The following is a 15,866-nucleotide window of genomic DNA, read 5'->3' on the forward strand; positions in this document are numbered from 1 at the left end:
CACGGGACACGTGAACGGCCACGCCGGCTCCTCGTTACCAAGGAACCGGCGGGTTGAGGGGTCAATAGTCGAGTGAACCGCCGCTGTCAAATCGAAAGCGCAGTTTTGCCGGCTTTCACGCCATCGGCGTCGCTTTTGGGCTGATCGTCGCGGAAGAACGCCTCCCCATCCACGAATCCGAAAGCGTCCAGCATGGCGCGACCAGGTCGACGACCGGTCGAATAGAAGCGGTTTGGCGCCCCCTCGTCGCGCGACGGCTCTGCCCCCTCCGTCACCGTCGCCACGCGGCGGGCGATGGCCGGCGCCGGATCGATCCACTCCACCGGCCAGGGCGCCAGCGCCTTCAGCCGATCGAGCACCAGGGGGTAGTGGGTGCAGGCGAGCACCACGGCATCGGTGCGTTTTCCACCATCTTCGACGAAGCAGGGCGCGATCTCGGCCAGCAGCTCGGCGTCAGTGACCTGTTCACCAGAGAACTGGCGCTCGACGAGCCCGGCCAGCCGCTGCGATCCAACCAGCGTGAAGCGGCAGTCGCCGCCGAAGGTCTCGATGAGGTCGTGCGTGTACTCGCGCTTCACCGTTCCCGGCGTCGCCAGCACGGAGGCCATGCGCGACCGGCTGTGCTCGGCGGCAGGCTTCACCGCCGGCACCGTGCCCACGATGGGCAGTTTGAAGCGGGCGCGCAGCGGCGGCAGCACAAGGGTCGAAGCGGTGTTGCAGGCGATCACCAGCGCCGCCGGGTCGAGCGCGGAGAGCGCCTCGTCCATCAACGACACGACTCGATCAATCAGGACATCCGGCTCCAGCGCGCCATAGGGGAAGACCGCGAGGTCGGCGACATAGTCCATGCCGGCGTCCGGCAGCGCCTTGCCGATCTCGCGAGCGACGGAAAAACCGCCGACGCCGCTATCGAACACCAGAATGCGCATGGGACTCCCTGGAGAACGCCTCGTTGTTCAAGCTGTGCCAGCCGAATGCGGCAACATCGCGCCGAGCGCCCGCATCGTCGGTCCATGGGGGACGACGATGCCGTCGCCTAGCCCTCGGCGTCGCCGTCTTCGACGATTCGCTTCTTCGGCCGATGGTTCTTGCCGTCGAGACAGGTGATGATGCCTCTCAGCGTCCTGATCTCCTGTTGCGTCAGCTGCTGACGCTGGAAGATGGCGCGGAGATTGTGGATCATCGTCGGCCGCTTTTCCGGCGGATGGAAGAAGTGCCGCTCGTCGAGCACGGACTCCAGATGATCGAACAGACCGAGCAACTCCGCCTTGCCGGCCGGCGGCGAGCGGTCCGAGGCGGCAAAGGGCAGCGCGGCGTCGGGATCGTCGAAGCCGGCCTTGCGCCACTCGTAGGCGACCACAAGCACCGCCTGGGCGATGTTGAGGGAGGCGTATTCCGGCACCACCGGCAGCGTCAGGATCTCGTCGGCGAGCGCCACCTCGTCATTGTTGAGCCCCCAGCGCTCGCGACCGAACAGCAGGCCCACCGCCGCGCCCTGCCCCTCCAGGTGACGCATGTGCTTTGCCGCATGCACCGGCCCGCGCACCGCCTTGGTGACGTCGCGGTCGCGCGCCGTCGTGGCGTAGACGAAGGAGAGATCGGCGATCGCATCCTCCAGCCTGTCGTAGACGCGCGCGGCGTGGATGATGTGCGTCGCCTTGGCCGCGTTGGCTTCCGCCTTCTCGTTGGGCCAGCCGTCGCGCGGGGCAACGATCCGGAGATCGGACAGCCCGAAGTTGGCCATGGCGCGCGCCGCCGCGCCAATGTTCTCGCCCATCTGCGGCTCGCAGAGGATGATAGCCGGCCCGCGTCCGGCCGTGGTTTCGTCCGACATGATCTTGCCTATCCCGCTTTCGGCGCGGGTTTGGCACATCGAGCCGGCCAAGAAAAGGGGAGAAATCCCCGAACATCACCGGTTCGGAGGACGGGTGGCGCCTCTTTGCGCCACCCGATGCACCAATCAGCGAGGCGCGGCCACCGAGGCCGCCCGCTCGGCGCCCTGCCGCTCGAGCATCCAGCCGGGATACTCGGCCGGCAGCGCCGAAACCGCGTCGAGACGGGAAAGCTCGTCGGTCGACAGCACCACCTCGCTGGCGGCGATGTTGTCGTCGAGCTGCTCGACCGACTTGGCGCCGATGATCACCGAGGAGACGAACGGCTTGTGCAGCACGTAGGCGAGCGCGATCCGGGCCACCGACACACCCTTGTCCTTGGCAATCTCGGCCATCACGTCGATGACGTCGAAAGCCCGGTCCTTGTTGACCGGCGGGAAGTCGAAGTTGGCGCGACGCCCCTCGCCCGAGCCATCGCGGTTGTACTTGCCGGACAGGAGACCACCGGCCAGCGGGCTCCACACCATCAGCCCGACCTTTTCGGATAGAAGCAACGGCGCGATCTCGCGCTCAAGATCGCGACCGGCGATGGTGTAGTAGGCCTGCAGGCTGGCGATACGGTCGAGGCCCAGCCGGTCGGCAATGCCGAGCGCCTTCATGATGCGCCAGGCCGACCAGTTGGAAACGCCGACATAGCGGATGAGGCCGTCTCGCACGAGGTCGTCCAGCGCCCGCACCGTCTCCTCGATCGGCGTCACCGGGTCGGTGCCGTGGATCTGGTAGAGATCGATATAGTCGGTGCCGAGCCGCTTCAGGCTGGCCTTGACGCCATCCATGATGTGGCCGCGCGAGGCGCCGCGATCGTTGACGCCCTTGCCCACGGTGCCGAGCACCTTGGTAGCCAGAACGATGTCGGAACGGGCGCGGCCGGAGTTGCGCATGGCCGCACCGGTGATCTGCTCGGAGAGGCCTTCCGAATAGACGTCGGCGGTGTCGATGAAGTTGACGCCCTTGTCGAGAGCGCCCGCGACGATCCGGTCGGCGACCGACTGGTCGAGAGAGCCGATGTTGGTCCAGAACCCCTGGCCGCCGAAGGTCATGGTGCCCAGGCAGATTTCCGAAACGAGAAGGCCAGTGCCTCCCAGCGTGTTGTAGCGCATGTCATCACCTTCAAGAATTGCATTGAGGAACTTGAAAACCACCGGCGCGGCGGCGCGCGGTTCGGGCAACGCGACAGAAGCGGAGGAAGCCTCCTGATGCCCACAAGAGACATAAGCCGCCGCCATGGCCGGGAAAAGCCGGATGGAAAGTGACAGCCTGATCAGTTGATCTATACAATCGTCGCCACTGACGCTGCTATTATGCGGCCAACGCGACGATCCACCAAATCACGGTTGGCGGAGCCGCGCCCACGCATCAGGAAACGCCATGGCCCGTACCGACCTCTTCGACGGCATCAGCGAGTTTCTCACCGTTGTCCGGCGTGGCAGCTTTCGCGCTGCCGCCCGCGAACTCGGCGTCACCCCCGGGGCGGTCAGCCAGGCGGTCAAGACGCTCGAGACGCGGATCGGTCTGCCGCTTCTCCACCGCACCACCCGCCACATCGCCCTGACGGAAGCCGGCGAGCGCTTCCTGGCCGAGGTCCGGCCGGCCGCCGAGACCATCGCCGGATCTCTCGACGCACTCGCCAATCTCAGTGCCCGACCGTCGGGGAGGCTTCGCCTGCTCACCCATCACATCGCCGCCCGCGAGGTGTTGACGCCGATGATGTCGGCCTTCCTGACGGCCTACCCCGACATCGCCGTCGAGGTGATCACCGACACCAAGCGGCATGACCTGGTCGGTGGCGGATTCGACGCCGGCATCCGTATCGGCGAGTTCATCGACCAGGACATGCTGACGGTTCGCGTCACGCCCCCATTCTCCTGGGTGGTTGTCGGCTCACCGGCCTATTTCGCCGCGCACGGCCGGCCGGAGACGCCGGACGATCTCGCCCACCACATGTGCCTGCGCTTTCGTTTGCCGGATAGCGGCGACCTCTATCGGTGGGAGTTCGAGCGCGAAGGCGTTGCCGTCACCATCGAGCCTCCGGGGCAGCTCACGTCCGACGACTCCGCACTGCTGCGCGCCATGGCCGTGGCCGGGCTTGGGCTCACCTACGCATCGTCGCAGAACGTCCGTCGCGAGCTTGCGGAGGGGCGCCTCGAAACCTGCCTCGGCGACTTTTCGCCGGCCCAGGACGCGCTCTATCTCTACTACCCCAAATCGAGCCGCATGCAGCCAAAGCTGCGCGTTTTCGTCGACGCCTGCCTCAGAAGCATGCGCGAGCGATCGAAGGGTTAGCGCACCAGGCCGGCAACGAAGGAACCGACAGCCAGCGCACCGAAGGCGAGGATCAGCGCACCGGACAGCCGACCGACCCACAATGCAAAGCGATCGCTGACCTTGTGGCGCACCAGCGCCACGCCACCGGTCAGGATGACCCACCAGGCGAGGGAACCGGCGAACACGCCGGCGACCACCACCAGAGCCGAAGGGGCATCCGCCGCCGAGGCGAGCCCCAGGCCGGCGAAGAACACGGCAAAGGACAGGATGGTCGTCGGATTGGCAATGGTGAGCAGGAAGGTCGCACCGATGGTTCCGAGAAGATCGCGAGCGCCGATCTCAGCCGCCGGGCGTGGTGGCTTCGGCTTCATGCCCTGCCAGCCAAGCCAGATCATGGCGAGGCCGCCAACAAGGCGCATCGGCCCGTCGATCGTGGCGAGAGCAGCCGAGAAGGTGGCAAAGCCCAAGGCTGCCAATGCGCCATAGGCTGCGTCGGCGAGCGCCGTGCCAAGCCCGCCGGACAGACCGACCCAGAAGCCGCGTTGCAGCGTCCGGTTGATGCAGAGCGCCCCAATCGGTCCGAGCGGAGCGGCAACGGCAAATCCCAGGGCGAACCCCTTGGCGGCGAACAAGAGAAGACTCACGATCTGTCTCCACGAGGACGGAACGGTGGTTCGACGACGGTCGAAAGGGCAATCATCGTCTCGCTACGGGCGATCAGCCGCCGCCGCTTGAGATCGTCGAGGAAGGCCTCGACACCGGCGAGAGACGCCACGCGGATCTTGACGAGATAGTTCCAACCACCGGTGACGTGCTGACATTCGACGATGGCGGGATGATCGGCGGCCACCGCCCGGAACACCGCTTCGTCGGCGTCTGCCGCGAGCCCGACAAAGACGAAGGCGGTAATCCCGAGGCCCATCGCCCCCGCGTCGGCATCGACGGTGAACCGGCGGATCACGCCATTCGAAACGAGACGACGGATGCGTTCGTTTACGGCCGAGGTCGACAAGCCAACCTCTCCACCGATATCGGCCAGAGAGCGGCGTGCATCCTCGCCAAGGCACATCACGATTTGACGATCGATTTCATCCATGCCGGATATACTCCCACACTTTGCCGAAACATCAAGATATTTTCCCGACAAAATGACAAGCCGCAGCAAATATTCCCGTATCTGTGCCAGCAGACCGCAAAGTCCGAGTACATGGACAGCAATCCGGGAAATCCCATATAAAAGGCGTGACATTTCATCGGACAAAGGAGAGAAGCATGGCCTATGACGTGGCAGTTCTTGTCGGCAGTCTGCGCAATGGATCCTTCTCACGCGCCGTAGCCGAAAACCTGGCAACACTCGCAAAAGACAAGCTCGCCCTCCGAATCGTCGAGATCGGCGACCTGCCGCTCTACAACCCGGATCTTGATGGCGACGCGCCGCCGCCGGCCCCCTGGACCAGATTTCGGAACGAGGTTTCCCGTGCCGATGCCGTGCTGTTCGTCACGCCCGAGTACAACCGGTCGATCCCGGGCCTTCTGAAGAACGCCCTTGACGTCGGCTCGCGCCCCTATGGCCAGAGCGTCTGGCAGGGCAAGCCCACCGCCATCGTCAGCGTCTCGCCTGGCCTCCTCGGCGCATTTGGCGCCAACCATCATCTTCGCCAGCCGCTGGTTTTCCTGGATATGCCGGTCATGCAGCAGCCCGAAGCCTATGTCTCCAAGGTGGGCGACCTCCTGGACAAGGGAGGCAAGCTCACGAACGAAGACACCAAGGGGTTCCTTTCCAACTTCCTCGCCGCCTTCGCGACCTGGATCGGCAAACACAAGTAAGCGCTCGAGAGCGACGAGAAAGTCGACATGACCATCACCAACGAAGACGAACTCGACGGCCTCAAGGCGATCGGCCGCGTCGTGGCGGACGCCATTGCCGCCATGGCCACCGCCGTCCGCCCGGGCGTTACAACCGCCGAGCTCGACGAGATCGCCGGCCGCGTTCTGGACAGAGCCGGCGCCATTGCCGCGCCGAAAGAGAGCTACGGCTTTCCCGGCATCGCCTGCATCTCGGTCAGCGAGGAGATCGCCCACGGCATTCCCGGCGACCGGGTGTTGAAGGTCGGCGACCTCATCAATCTCGATGTCTCCGCCTCCAAGGATGGGTTCTTCGCCGACAGCGGCGCCTCCTTCGCGGTTGCCCCGGCGCCTGCCAAGCTGGACAAGCTCTGCCGTGATGGTCGGCGCGCCATGTGGGCCGGCATCGGCGCCGTGGCGCCCGGCAAGCCGCTGGCCGGCGTCGGTCGCGCCGTTGGCGCCTTCGCCCGCAAGAACGGCTACACGCTGGTCCGCAACCTCGCCAGCCACGGCGTTGGCCGCTCCCTGCACGAAGAGCCCGCCGAAATCGCCACATGGCCCGACCCACGCGAGCGGCGCATCATCAGCGACGGCCTCGTCTTCACCGTCGAGCCCTTCCTGTCGCTGGGCGCCGAATGGGCCGAGGACGGCGACGACGAATGGACGCTCTATTCCGAGCCGCGCGCGCCGACGGTGCAGTTCGAGCACACCATCGTCGCCACCCGAAACGGCCCCGTCGTCGTCACCCTTCCGTCCTGAGACCTTCCGTTTACGTTAGCGTACGCCCAAAAGCGATGTAGCCGCACTGGCCTCGACGGCAACGTCATGCTACAGGCGGTTCATCCGTGCGTTTGCGTATCGGCAAGCGCACGAACCGGCCCTCAAGGCCCGGCCACACGTTCGGAAGGTCACCCCAATATGGCGAAGATCAAGGTTGCGAACCCGGTCGTCGATCTCGACGGCGACGAGATGACCCGCATCATCTGGCAGTTGATCAAGGACAAGCTGATCCTGCCCTATCTCGACATCGACATCGAGTATTACGACCTTTCCGTCGAGAACCGCGACGCCACGGGCGACCAGGTGACCATCGACGCCGCCCACGCCATCAAGAAGCACGGCGTCGGCATCAAGTGCGCCACCATCACGCCCGACGAAGCGCGCGTGAAGGAGTTCAATCTCAAGGAAATGTGGAAGTCGCCCAACGGCACCATCCGCAACATCCTTGGCGGCGTCATCTTCCGCGAGCCGATCATCTGCAAGAACGTGCCGCGCCTCGTGCCCGGCTGGACGCAGCCGATCGTCGTCGGCCGTCACGCCTTCGGCGATCAGTACAAGGCCACCGATTTCAAGTTCCCGACCAAGGGTACGCTCTCCATCAAGTTTGTCGGCGAAGACGGCGCGGTGATCGAGAAGGAAGTGTTCAAGGCCCCCGGGTCCGGCGTGGCGCTCGCCATGTACAACCTCGACGAGTCGATCCGCGACTTCGCTCGCGCTTCGTTCAATTACGGCCTGCTGCGCAAGTGGCCGGTTTACCTGTCGACCAAGAACACCATCCTCAAGGCCTATGACGGCCGCTTCAAGGACCTGTTCCAGGAGGTGTTCGACGCCGAGTTCAAGGCCGAGTTCGACAAGCTGGGCATCACCTACGAGCACCGCCTGATCGACGACATGGTCGCTTCCTCGCTGAAGTGGTCCGGCGGCTACATCTGGGCCTGCAAGAACTACGATGGCGACGTGCAGTCCGACACCGTGGCGCAGGGCTTCGGCTCGCTGGGCCTGATGACCTCGGTGCTGCTGACGCCCGACGGCAAGACGGTGGAAGCGGAAGCCGCCCACGGCACCGTGACGCGCCACTATCGCGAACACCAGAAGGGCAAGGAGACCTCGACCAACTCCATCGCCTCGATTTTCGCCTGGACGCGCGGCCTCGCCCATCGCGCCAAGCTCGACGACAACGCCAATCTCGCCAAGTTCGCCAACACGCTGGAGAAGGTCTGCGTCGATACCGTCGAGAGCGGCTTCATGACCAAGGACCTCGCCCTCCTGATTGGGCCGGACCAGAAGTGGTTGTCGACCACCGGCTTCCTCGAGAAGGTGGCTTCCAACCTCGAAGCCGAAATGGCCAAGTGGTGATACGGTAATCAAGGCTGAAACAAACGAGGCGGCGGGTCGAAAACGGTCCGCCGCCTTTTTCTTGAATAGACCTATTGATGAGGGATCGCCAAGCTCGCCGCCTTTCTTGGTCGGTGACATTCCCCGTGTCCGGAAATACCGTCAGTTTGGACAGACGTTGCTTCCAAAGCTTCCCCGGTCTCTTCCCGAAAGGCTTCGGGGACGTCCGTCTCGGGGCTCTCATCGATCAAGCCGAGTTGGCTGATCGATGAAATATGCTCCGGATTTCGGCAGGAGCTGACCGCCAAGCGCGGCGCTTTCAATCTGGAGGGGCAAACGTGGCGCACAAGTTCGAGATCAAGAAGAACAAGGCCGACGAATACGTCGCCTACTTCAAATACAACGGCGAAATCATATTCTGGACAGAGGGTTACAAGTCCAAGGCCTCGGCCATCAACGCGATCGAGTCGATCAAGAAGAACGGTCCCGGCGCCCCCACGGAGGACAATAGCTGATCCCCCCGCATCCGCCGGCCAAACGGGAATCTCGGATTGCCTGTGGATGCTTCAACCTCGGGCGCCAGAACAAATCAACGAAGCCTGCCGGATCCAAACCGGCAGGCTCTTTGTCCTTCGTCAAGCCGTCACGGCAAAGACGCGAATGCGATGTCCGTCGGGATCGGTCAGCATGAGACTGCGGCCGAAGTCCAGGTCCACGGGCGGCTGGAAGACTGGCAGGCCCTTCGCCAGCCAACGGTCATGAAAAGCATCGACTTCGGCCGCCGTCTTCATGGCGATGCCGACTTCCAGGGCGCCCGGCGCCCCACCGGTCTCCGGTCTCACCGTGTCCCTGGACCACAGTCCAACCTTGATCCCCCCCTCGAGAACGAACAACACGAACGTCGATGAAGACTCGACCGGAGGCACTCCGAACAGCTCGCCATAAAAGACAGAGCTCGCCTCGGGATAAGCGACGTGAAGCAGGCAATATGTGGGCGTGATCATGGGACTCTCCTCGCACCGTTGCGACAGAAATCCCATAGAGCATCATGCTGACAAAATTTGGCAGCATGAACACAAGTCAAACTGACCGAAATATCCGTCAGACGCGTCGGCGCGGAGAGAGCAGCGGCAGCCGAAGGTGAACCAGCGCGGCTCCGACGGCATAGGCGACCTCGAAGAAGATGGCCGCTTCGGCGATGTGAAGAGCCACGCGCGAACCGGACGCTCCAAGGGTCATGGCTTCCAGGAATGCGCAGATGCAGGCCGCGAGGGCCAACGGGGCCATGGCCATCACTCGGAACTGCGTTCCGACGACAAGGCCAGTAACGACCAGCACAAGCACCAGTTCAAGCGCGAGCATGTATCGGCCTCCGACACTCGGATTCGCCCTCCCCCGCCGCGGGGCCGAAACGAAACCTCAGGCTGGATCTCTTTTCCAGTAGGAATCTATCATGTTTAATTTCCGCCACTGGGTCTATTTCTACTTAGTCGTAGTACCACGCCAAATAGTTAACGCCTTGAGGGAACTGCACTCGAATTTCTGCCGAGAAAGCAAATATGCCTTTCTATTCAGCGTTATAAAAAAGAATAGAACGCTGACTGGACTTTAGTCGACACGATCGTCATCGACGAATTGCAGCCGCCCAAGCGGCCTTCTGCGCCCGCTCTTGCTCCGCGCGATCCGGGTCGAGTGTGCGATAGAGCGAAAGACTGTCGGTCGGCAGATAGCCCAGCGCTGCGTAGAAAGCGAGAACGGCCTGATTCTCGGCGCGGACGAGCAGGTTGAGCTTGGGGGCGCCGCGCGCCCGGCACCAGCCTTCCGCCGCCTCGACCAGGGCTCGACCAACGCCCCCACGCCGTTGATCGGGATCGACGCCCAGATAGTAGAGCGCGCCACGATGACCGTCGTGACCGGTCATGGCCGCCCCGACGATGCGCCCATCCCGACGCGCCACCAGGACGGCGGCGTTTTCCGTCGCCTCGGCCAAAGCCACATCCGCCACTGGATCGTTCCACGGCCTCGTCAGACCGCAGCGTGTCCAGAGTGCGACGACGGCCTCGCGCTCCGCATCGTTCATCTCGTCAACGGTCAAGGTATCGTCGAAACGCACGTCCGGCCCTCCGAAGCGACTCCGTTGATAGCCGGCATATCGCGACACCTTCCCGGATATCGCCAATCCCCGCTGGAGATCTGGCCATTCATCCCTGATGAGGCAGCGCTCGATGCAAAGCCCGGAGCAAGCGAACTACAAATGTCTCAACACCTTACCGCAATCCAGCGTCGCTTCGCATCATCCATGCGCAGCGAAATCCACGCATCCGCGATGATTGCCCCTTGAAATCCGATCTAATTTAGATATATCTAATTACATCACGAGATAACAGGAGATATCTATGCACCCCAAATTCCAGCATTTCGACGACACTCATTGCCAGGATGACCGCCGTGCCGCCGGCGGCCGTAGCCCCTTTGGACGCCCCTTCTGGGGCGAGCGCGGGGATCGACCGGAGCGTCATGGCCCCGGTCATCGCGGCGGACCATTCGGCCGCGGCCGCTTTTTCGACAATGGTGTCCTGCGCCTGATCGTTCTGGCGCTGATCGCCGAACAGCCGCGCCATGGCTACGAGATCATCAAGGAGATCGAGGACCGCACCGGCGGTGCCTACGCGCCGAGCCCCGGCGTCATTTATCCGACGCTGACGCTGCTTGAGGAAACCGGGCAGATCGAGGTGATGAGCTCGGAGGGCAACAAGAAGCTCTACGCTGCCACCGAGGCCGGCCGCGCCACCGTGGAAGAGAACCGCGCCACCATCGACGCGGTGCTTGCCCGCTTTGACGAGGCCAGTGCGGACCGCCGCCATGAACACAACCCGCGTCTCTTCCGGGCCGTCGAGAACATGCGCCTTGCCATGCGCCTGAAGATGCAGAGCGCCGCGCTGACACCCGAACAGATCGATGCACTGGCCGACCTGCTCGACGAGACGGCCCGCAAGATCGAACAGATCTGAACGCCCCCCCATGACAAACGCCCGCCCGAGCTTCCGCTCGGACGGGCGTTTTCTGTCAGAATGTCAGCCGGGTTCAGCCGGCGAGCGCCTTGCGGATCGCGTCAAGCGCCTCGGCCGCCTTGGCGCCGTCCGGACCGCCGGCCTGCGCCATGTCGGGACGACCGCCGCCGCCCTTGCCGCCGAGCGTCTCGGACGCCACGCGCACCAGATCGACGGCGGAGAAGCGAGCGGTGAGATCAGCGGTCACGCCAACCACGACGCCTGCCTTGCCATCCTCGGAAACGCCGACCAGAGCCACAACGCCGGACCCGAGTTTGGCCTTGCCCTCGTCGACGAGGCCCTTCAGATCCTTCGGGCTGACGCCCTCGGCCACACGCCCGAGGAACTTAATACCGGCGACCTCAGCCACCTCGTCGGCGGCAGCACCACCACCCATGGCCAGCTTGCGCCGGACCTCGGCAAGTTCACGCTCCAGCTTGCGGCGCTCCTCGACCAGCGTGGCCACGCGGTCGACCACATCGCCCACCGAAACCTTCAGCTCGCGGGCGACACTGCGGACCGTCTTCTCCTGATCCTCGAAATAAGCGCGGGCGCCATCGCCGGTCAGGGCCTCGATGCGGCGCACACCAGCGGCAACGGCGCTCTCGGCGACGATATGAACAAGACCGATCTCGCCGGTGCGCGACACATGCGTACCGCCGCAAAGCTCGGTCGAGTAGGTCTTGCCGGCCTTCTCGCCCTCGATCGCCGTGCCCATGGTGACGACGCGTACCTCATCGCCGTACTTCTCGCCGAACAGCGCCATGGCGCCTTCGGCAATGGCTTCTTCCTGCCCCATCAGGCGGGTGGTGACCGCGCCGTCCTGGAGCACGATGGCGTTGGCGAGACGGCTGACCTCGGCCAGCTCCGTCTCGTCCATCGGCTTCGGATGCGAGAAGTCGAAGCGTAGGCGATCGGGCGTCACCAGCGAGCCCTTCTGGGCGGCGTGCTTGCCCAGCACCGAGCGCAGCGCCTCGTGCAGGAGATGCGTCGCCGAGTGGTTGGCACGGATGCGCGACCGGCGGGCATGGTCGACCGTCAGCTCGACCGGCTCGCCAACCTTCACGGTGCCTTCCTCGACCGTCACCTGATGCACGAAGAGGCCATCGGCCTTCTTCAGCACATCGGTCACTGCCAGACGGAAACCGGCACCTGAGATGCTGCCGGCGTCTCCCACCTGGCCACCGGACTCGCCATAGAACGGCGTCTGGTTGACGATGAGCGAACCCGTCTCGCCGGCCTTGAGGTCGGCGACCTCCTTGCCATCCTTGACGAGAGCCATCACCACGCCCTCGGCCTTCTCGGTGTCATATCCGAGGAACTCGGTGGCGCCGACCTTCTCGCGAAGTGCGAACCAGACCGTTTCCGTCGCCGCCTCGCCCGAGCCGGCCCAGTTGGCGCGCGCTTCGGCCTTCTGGCGCTCCATGGCGGCGGCGAAGCCGTCGGTATCCACCGAGATGCCCCGCGCCTTGAGCGCATCCTGCGTGAGGTCCAGCGGGAAGCCATAGGTGTCGTAAAGCTTGAAGGCCGTCTCGCCGTCGAGGCTGCCACCCTGCGCCAAACCGCCGGTCGCTTCGTCGAGCAGACCCAGGCCGCGCGCCAGCGTACGTCGGAAGCGGCTTTCCTCGAGCTTCAGCGTCTCGGTGATCAGCGCCTCGGCGCGAACCAGTTCGGGATAGGCCTGCCCCATCTCGCGCACCAGAGCCGGAACCAGACGATGCAGCAGCGGATCCTGGGCGCCGAGCAGATGGGCGTGACGCATGGCCCGGCGCATGATGCGGCGGAGCACGTAACCGCGCCCTTCGTTGGACGGCAGCACGCCGTCGGCCACCAGGAAGCTGGAGGCGCGCAAGTGGTCGGCGATGATTCGATGCGAGGCGAGCTGATCGCCTTCGGCGGCAACGCCGGTGGCCTCGACCGAGGCGCGGATCAGCGCCTGGAACAGGTCGATATCGTAGTTGTTGTGAACGCCCTGCAGCACGGCCGCGATGCGCTCGAGGCCCATGCCGGTGTCGATCGACGGCCGCGGCAGATTGACGCGCTCCTCCTTGGAGATCTGCTCGTACTGCATGAACACGAGGTTCCAGATCTCGATGAAGCGGTCGCCGTCTTCCTCGGCCGAGCCCGGAGGTCCGCCCCAGACGTGATCGCCGTGATCGTAGAAGATCTCCGAACAGGGACCGCAAGGACCGGTGTCGCCCATGGCCCAGAAGTTGTCCGAAGTGGGGATGCGAATGATGCGATCCTCGGAGAGACCGGCAATCTTCTTCCAGTAGGTCGCAGCTTCCTCGTCCTCGGAATAGACGGTGACAAGAAGCTTGTCCTTCGGCAGCCCGAACTCCTTGGTGATCAGGTTCCAGGCCAGCTCGATCGCACGGTCCTTGAAGTAGTCGCCGAACGAAAAGTTGCCCAGCATCTCGAAGAAGGTGTGATGGCGGGCCGTGTAGCCGACATTGTCGAGATCGTTGTGCTTGCCGCCGGCGCGGACGCACTTCTGCGACGTGGTGGCGCGGCTGTAGGGGCGCTTCTCAAGACCGGTGAAGACGTTCTTGAACTGCACCATGCCGGCATTGGTGAACATCAGGGTCGGGTCGTTGCGTGGCACCAACGGGCTCGACGACACCACCTCGTGACCGTTCCTGCCGAAATAGTCGACGAAGGTCTTCCTGATCTCGTTCACACCACTCATGACGATCCGCCTGCCTGCGCTAGGACGGCACCCGCGCGACACGCGCAGCCGATCCGCCCGAACCCCATTTCCCGCGAGCCGCTCGCACGCTCCCGCAACCTAACGCCCTGCATCGAGCGACAGCGAAAAGGGACCGGCCGGCGGGGTTCGTCTCGGCAATCCGTATGGCGCCTGGAGACGGCAACCTTTCGGAGGGAAGGACGCGCAGGCCAGACCGGCTCCGACGTCATCGGCTCCAAGCAAGGCAAAGCGTTATTTATCCGCCGGCCATGCGCCTGTCCAGCGGCGCAGGGCCGGCGACTGCAAGGATATTCCGCAGCCGTGCGCGGCTTTCGAGCCGCCCTCCTCGTCAGCCCGCAGGAGCCTCGCGCGCCGCCCAGGCGTCGATCTCGACCTTTAGGGCGGGCGAAGCCAGGGCCGACACGTAAAGCAGCGTCATGCAGGGCCGATGATCGCCGAAAAACGCCTCCAGCGCCCGCTTGCGACGCTCCGCGTCGATATCGCCGACGAGATAGAACGTCAGCTTGACGAGGTCGCTGACGCCCATGCCGGCCGCCTCGAGATTGCGACGAATGTTGTCGAGCGCCACCTCGATCTGCTCCACCGGATCGGAAGGCGGCACACCGTCGAGTCTGAGGCCGATCTGACCAGACAGCACCAGCCAGCGAGCGCCCGCCGGAACTTCGATCTGGTGGCTATACGCGGCGACCGGCGCATGCACGCCGGTCGGATTGCGAGACAGCATGGGGCCTCCAGGGCGCCGGGTGCCCAGCCCCAGGCCCGATCGGGCCTGGGGCTGGGTCTCCAACTTCTCACTCGGCGTCGGGCGCCGTACCCTCGGCATCGTCTTCGGGCGCGCCCTTCAGGATGGAGTCGGCGATGACGCCGGCATTCTGACGGATCGCCGCCTCGATCTCGACGGCGAGCGCCTCATTGTCGCGCAGGAACTGCTTGGCGTTCTCACGCCCCTGCCCGAGACGCTGACTGTTGTAGGAGAACCAGGCGCCGGACTTCTCGACGATGCCGGCCTTGACGCCAAGGTCGATCAGCTCGCCGACCTTGGAAACGCCCTCGCCATAGAGAATATCGAACTCGACCTCGCGGAACGGCGGCGCCAGCTTGTTCTTGACCACCTTGACGCGGGTCTGGTTGCCGACGATCTCGTCGCGGTTCTTCAGCGCGCCGATGCGGCGGATGTCGAGGCGCACCGACGAATAGAACTTGAGGGCGTTGCCGCCAGTGGTCGTCTCCGGGCTGCCGAACATCACGCCGATCTTCATGCGGATCTGGTTGATGAAGATCACCATGGTCTTCGACTTGGAAACCGACGCCGTCAGCTTGCGGAGCGCCTGGCTCATCAGGCGGGCCTGCAGGCCCGGCAACTGATCACCCATCTCGCCTTCGAGTTCGGCGCGCGGCGTCAGCGCCGCCACCGAGTCGACGACCAGAACGTCGACGGCGCCGGAACGGACCAGCGTGTCGGTGATTTCGAGCGCCTGCTCGCCGGCATCCGGCTGCGAAATCAGGAGATCATCCAGATTGACACCCAGCTTGCGGGCGTAAACCGGATCGAGCGCATGCTCGGCGTCGATGAAGGCGCACACGCCGCCGCGCTTCTGTGCCTCGGCCACGGTGTGCAGCGCCAGCGTCGTCTTGCCCGACGACTCGGGACCGTAAATCTCGACGATGCGCCCCTTGGGCAAGCCACCGATGCCAAGCGCGATATCGAGGCCAAGCGAACCGGTCGGCACCGTCTCCACTTCCACCACCTGCCCCTTGCCGAGGCGCATGATGGACCCCTTGCCGAAGGCCCGTTCGATCTGCGACAGGGCGGCGTCGAGCGCCTTGGTCTTGTCCATGGAGGTTCCTTCCACGAGGCGAAGTGAATTCTGCGACACTGGATTCGCTCCTTATTTCACGGCCATTCCCGGATTTCAAATTCGCCGTAAATGTACATGATTTGTTCCTATGAGCAAGCGACATATATGTCCTTGACACAAAAAAGTAACT

The 15,866-nt window shown here is 64.3% G+C and carries 17 protein-coding genes; 6 read left to right on the forward strand and 11 right to left on the reverse strand.

Going from position 1 to position 15,866, the window contains the following annotated elements; genetic code table 11:
- Positions 1-86 precede the first annotated feature (86 nt).
- From murI to M4J40_RS17380, 3 genes are all read right to left on the reverse strand, one after another.
- Entirely contained in the window at positions 87-929 is an 843-nt protein-coding gene (murI, locus tag M4J40_RS17370) for a glutamate racemase (protein WP_251755684.1), read from the reverse strand.
- 107 nt (positions 930-1,036) lie between these two features.
- Positions 1,037-1,834: an RNA methyltransferase gene (locus M4J40_RS17375; protein ID WP_251755685.1), complete on the reverse strand. Its 798-nt coding sequence runs from the start codon at positions 1,832-1,834 to the stop codon at positions 1,037-1,039.
- A gap of 126 nt (positions 1,835-1,960) precedes the next feature.
- Positions 1,961-2,992: an aldo/keto reductase gene (locus M4J40_RS17380; RefSeq protein WP_251755686.1), complete on the reverse strand. Its 1,032-nt coding sequence runs from the start codon at positions 2,990-2,992 to the stop codon at positions 1,961-1,963.
- A 268-nt stretch (positions 2,993-3,260) separates the two neighbouring features.
- Between M4J40_RS17380 and M4J40_RS17385 the strand changes: the two genes are divergently transcribed.
- Positions 3,261-4,175, forward strand: coding sequence for a LysR family transcriptional regulator (locus tag M4J40_RS17385; RefSeq protein WP_251755687.1), 915 nt, complete (start codon positions 3,261-3,263; stop codon positions 4,173-4,175).
- Here M4J40_RS17385 and M4J40_RS17390 read toward each other — a convergent pair.
- Both M4J40_RS17390 and M4J40_RS17395 read right to left on the reverse strand, forming a co-directional pair.
- A complete protein-coding gene (locus M4J40_RS17390) occupies positions 4,172-4,801 on the reverse strand; it encodes a LysE family transporter (RefSeq protein ID WP_251755688.1) in 630 nt (209 codons plus the stop codon). The genes M4J40_RS17385 and M4J40_RS17390 overlap by 4 nt on opposite strands.
- A complete protein-coding gene (locus M4J40_RS17395) occupies positions 4,798-5,253 on the reverse strand; it encodes an Lrp/AsnC family transcriptional regulator (protein ID WP_251755689.1) in 456 nt (151 codons plus the stop codon). The genes M4J40_RS17390 and M4J40_RS17395 overlap by 4 nt, the downstream gene beginning before the upstream one ends.
- A gap of 176 nt (positions 5,254-5,429) precedes the next feature.
- Between M4J40_RS17395 and M4J40_RS17400 the strand changes: the two genes are divergently transcribed.
- The 4 genes from M4J40_RS17400 (at position 5,430) to M4J40_RS17415 (ending at position 8,632) form a co-directional block, all read left to right on the forward strand.
- Positions 5,430-5,984, forward strand: a complete 555-nt coding sequence (locus M4J40_RS17400; protein WP_251755690.1) for an NADPH-dependent FMN reductase — start codon at positions 5,430-5,432, stop codon at positions 5,982-5,984.
- Positions 5,985-6,011: 27 nt separating this feature from the next.
- Positions 6,012-6,761, forward strand: coding sequence for a type I methionyl aminopeptidase (map, locus tag M4J40_RS17405; protein WP_251755691.1), 750 nt, complete (start codon positions 6,012-6,014; stop codon positions 6,759-6,761).
- 159 nt (positions 6,762-6,920) lie between these two features.
- Positions 6,921-8,138, forward strand: a complete 1,218-nt coding sequence (locus M4J40_RS17410; RefSeq protein ID WP_251755692.1) for an NADP-dependent isocitrate dehydrogenase — start codon at positions 6,921-6,923, stop codon at positions 8,136-8,138.
- A 317-nt stretch (positions 8,139-8,455) separates the two neighbouring features.
- Positions 8,456-8,632 (forward strand): YegP family protein, encoded by a 177-nt coding sequence (locus M4J40_RS17415; RefSeq protein WP_251755693.1) that lies wholly within the window; start codon positions 8,456-8,458, stop codon positions 8,630-8,632.
- Between the two features lie 120 nt (positions 8,633-8,752).
- Here the strand turns inward: M4J40_RS17415 and M4J40_RS17420 are convergent, their stop codons facing one another.
- The 3 genes from M4J40_RS17420 to M4J40_RS17430 form a co-directional block, all read right to left on the reverse strand.
- Complete coding sequence (locus M4J40_RS17420; RefSeq protein WP_251755694.1) at positions 8,753-9,121, reverse strand: VOC family protein; 369 nt, start codon at positions 9,119-9,121, stop codon at positions 8,753-8,755.
- Between the two features lie 97 nt (positions 9,122-9,218).
- Positions 9,219-9,479 carry a hypothetical protein gene (locus M4J40_RS17425; RefSeq protein ID WP_251755695.1) on the reverse strand — a complete coding sequence of 87 codons (261 nt, stop codon included), beginning with the start codon at positions 9,477-9,479 and terminating at the stop codon, positions 9,219-9,221.
- Between the two features lie 262 nt (positions 9,480-9,741).
- Positions 9,742-10,230: a GNAT family acetyltransferase gene (locus tag M4J40_RS17430; protein WP_311134154.1), complete on the reverse strand. Its 489-nt coding sequence runs from the start codon at positions 10,228-10,230 to the stop codon at positions 9,742-9,744.
- A 283-nt stretch (positions 10,231-10,513) separates the two neighbouring features.
- On the opposite strand from M4J40_RS17430, the gene M4J40_RS17435 reads away from it, so the two are divergent.
- Positions 10,514-11,128, forward strand: coding sequence for a PadR family transcriptional regulator (locus tag M4J40_RS17435; protein ID WP_251755696.1), 615 nt, complete (start codon positions 10,514-10,516; stop codon positions 11,126-11,128).
- A gap of 73 nt (positions 11,129-11,201) precedes the next feature.
- On the opposite strand, the gene alaS is transcribed toward M4J40_RS17435, so the two are convergent.
- The 3 genes from alaS to recA all read right to left on the reverse strand — a co-directional run bounded on the left by alaS (position 11,202) and on the right by recA (position 15,754).
- The gene (gene alaS / locus M4J40_RS17440; protein WP_251755697.1) at positions 11,202-13,856 is read right to left on the reverse strand and encodes an alanine--tRNA ligase; all 2,655 of its coding nucleotides are present in this window, start codon (positions 13,854-13,856) and stop codon (positions 11,202-11,204) included.
- A 349-nt stretch (positions 13,857-14,205) separates the two neighbouring features.
- Positions 14,206-14,601, reverse strand: coding sequence for a RidA family protein (locus M4J40_RS17445; protein ID WP_251755698.1), 396 nt, complete (start codon positions 14,599-14,601; stop codon positions 14,206-14,208).
- 67 nt (positions 14,602-14,668) lie between these two features.
- Positions 14,669-15,754: a recombinase RecA gene (gene recA / locus M4J40_RS17450; RefSeq protein WP_311134155.1), complete on the reverse strand. Its 1,086-nt coding sequence runs from the start codon at positions 15,752-15,754 to the stop codon at positions 14,669-14,671.
- Between the last annotated feature and the right edge of the window lie 112 nt (positions 15,755-15,866).

It is taken from the genome of Pleomorphomonas sp. JP5 (assembly GCF_023721815.1).
Classification (GTDB): Bacteria; Pseudomonadota; Alphaproteobacteria; order Rhizobiales; family Pleomorphomonadaceae; genus Pleomorphomonas.

What these genes read in the sequence shown, in the direction of transcription:
- murI (WP_251755684.1), bottom strand. Translation starts at nt 929, where the DNA reads ATGCGCATTCTGGTGTTCGATAGCGGCGTCGGCGGTTTTTCCGTCGCT.
- M4J40_RS17375 (WP_251755685.1), bottom strand. Translation starts at nt 1,834, where the DNA reads ATGTCGGACGAAACCACGGCCGGACGCGGGCCGGCTATCATCCTCTGC.
- M4J40_RS17380 (WP_251755686.1), bottom strand. Translation starts at nt 2,992, where the DNA reads ATGCGCTACAACACGCTGGGAGGCACTGGCCTTCTCGTTTCGGAAATC.
- M4J40_RS17385 (WP_251755687.1), top strand. Translation starts at nt 3,261, where the DNA reads ATGGCCCGTACCGACCTCTTCGACGGCATCAGCGAGTTTCTCACCGTT.
- M4J40_RS17395 (WP_251755689.1), bottom strand. Translation starts at nt 5,253, where the DNA reads ATGGATGAAATCGATCGTCAAATCGTGATGTGCCTTGGCGAGGATGCA.
- M4J40_RS17400 (WP_251755690.1), top strand. Translation starts at nt 5,430, where the DNA reads ATGGCCTATGACGTGGCAGTTCTTGTCGGCAGTCTGCGCAATGGATCC.
- map (WP_251755691.1), top strand. Translation starts at nt 6,012, where the DNA reads ATGACCATCACCAACGAAGACGAACTCGACGGCCTCAAGGCGATCGGC.
- M4J40_RS17410 (WP_251755692.1), top strand. Translation starts at nt 6,921, where the DNA reads ATGGCGAAGATCAAGGTTGCGAACCCGGTCGTCGATCTCGACGGCGAC.
- M4J40_RS17420 (WP_251755694.1), bottom strand. Translation starts at nt 9,121, where the DNA reads ATGATCACGCCCACATATTGCCTGCTTCACGTCGCTTATCCCGAGGCG.
- M4J40_RS17425 (WP_251755695.1), bottom strand. Translation starts at nt 9,479, where the DNA reads ATGCTCGCGCTTGAACTGGTGCTTGTGCTGGTCGTTACTGGCCTTGTC.
- M4J40_RS17435 (WP_251755696.1), top strand. Translation starts at nt 10,514, where the DNA reads ATGCACCCCAAATTCCAGCATTTCGACGACACTCATTGCCAGGATGAC.
- alaS (WP_251755697.1), bottom strand. Translation starts at nt 13,856, where the DNA reads ATGAGTGGTGTGAACGAGATCAGGAAGACCTTCGTCGACTATTTCGGC.
- M4J40_RS17445 (WP_251755698.1), bottom strand. Translation starts at nt 14,601, where the DNA reads ATGCTGTCTCGCAATCCGACCGGCGTGCATGCGCCGGTCGCCGCGTAT.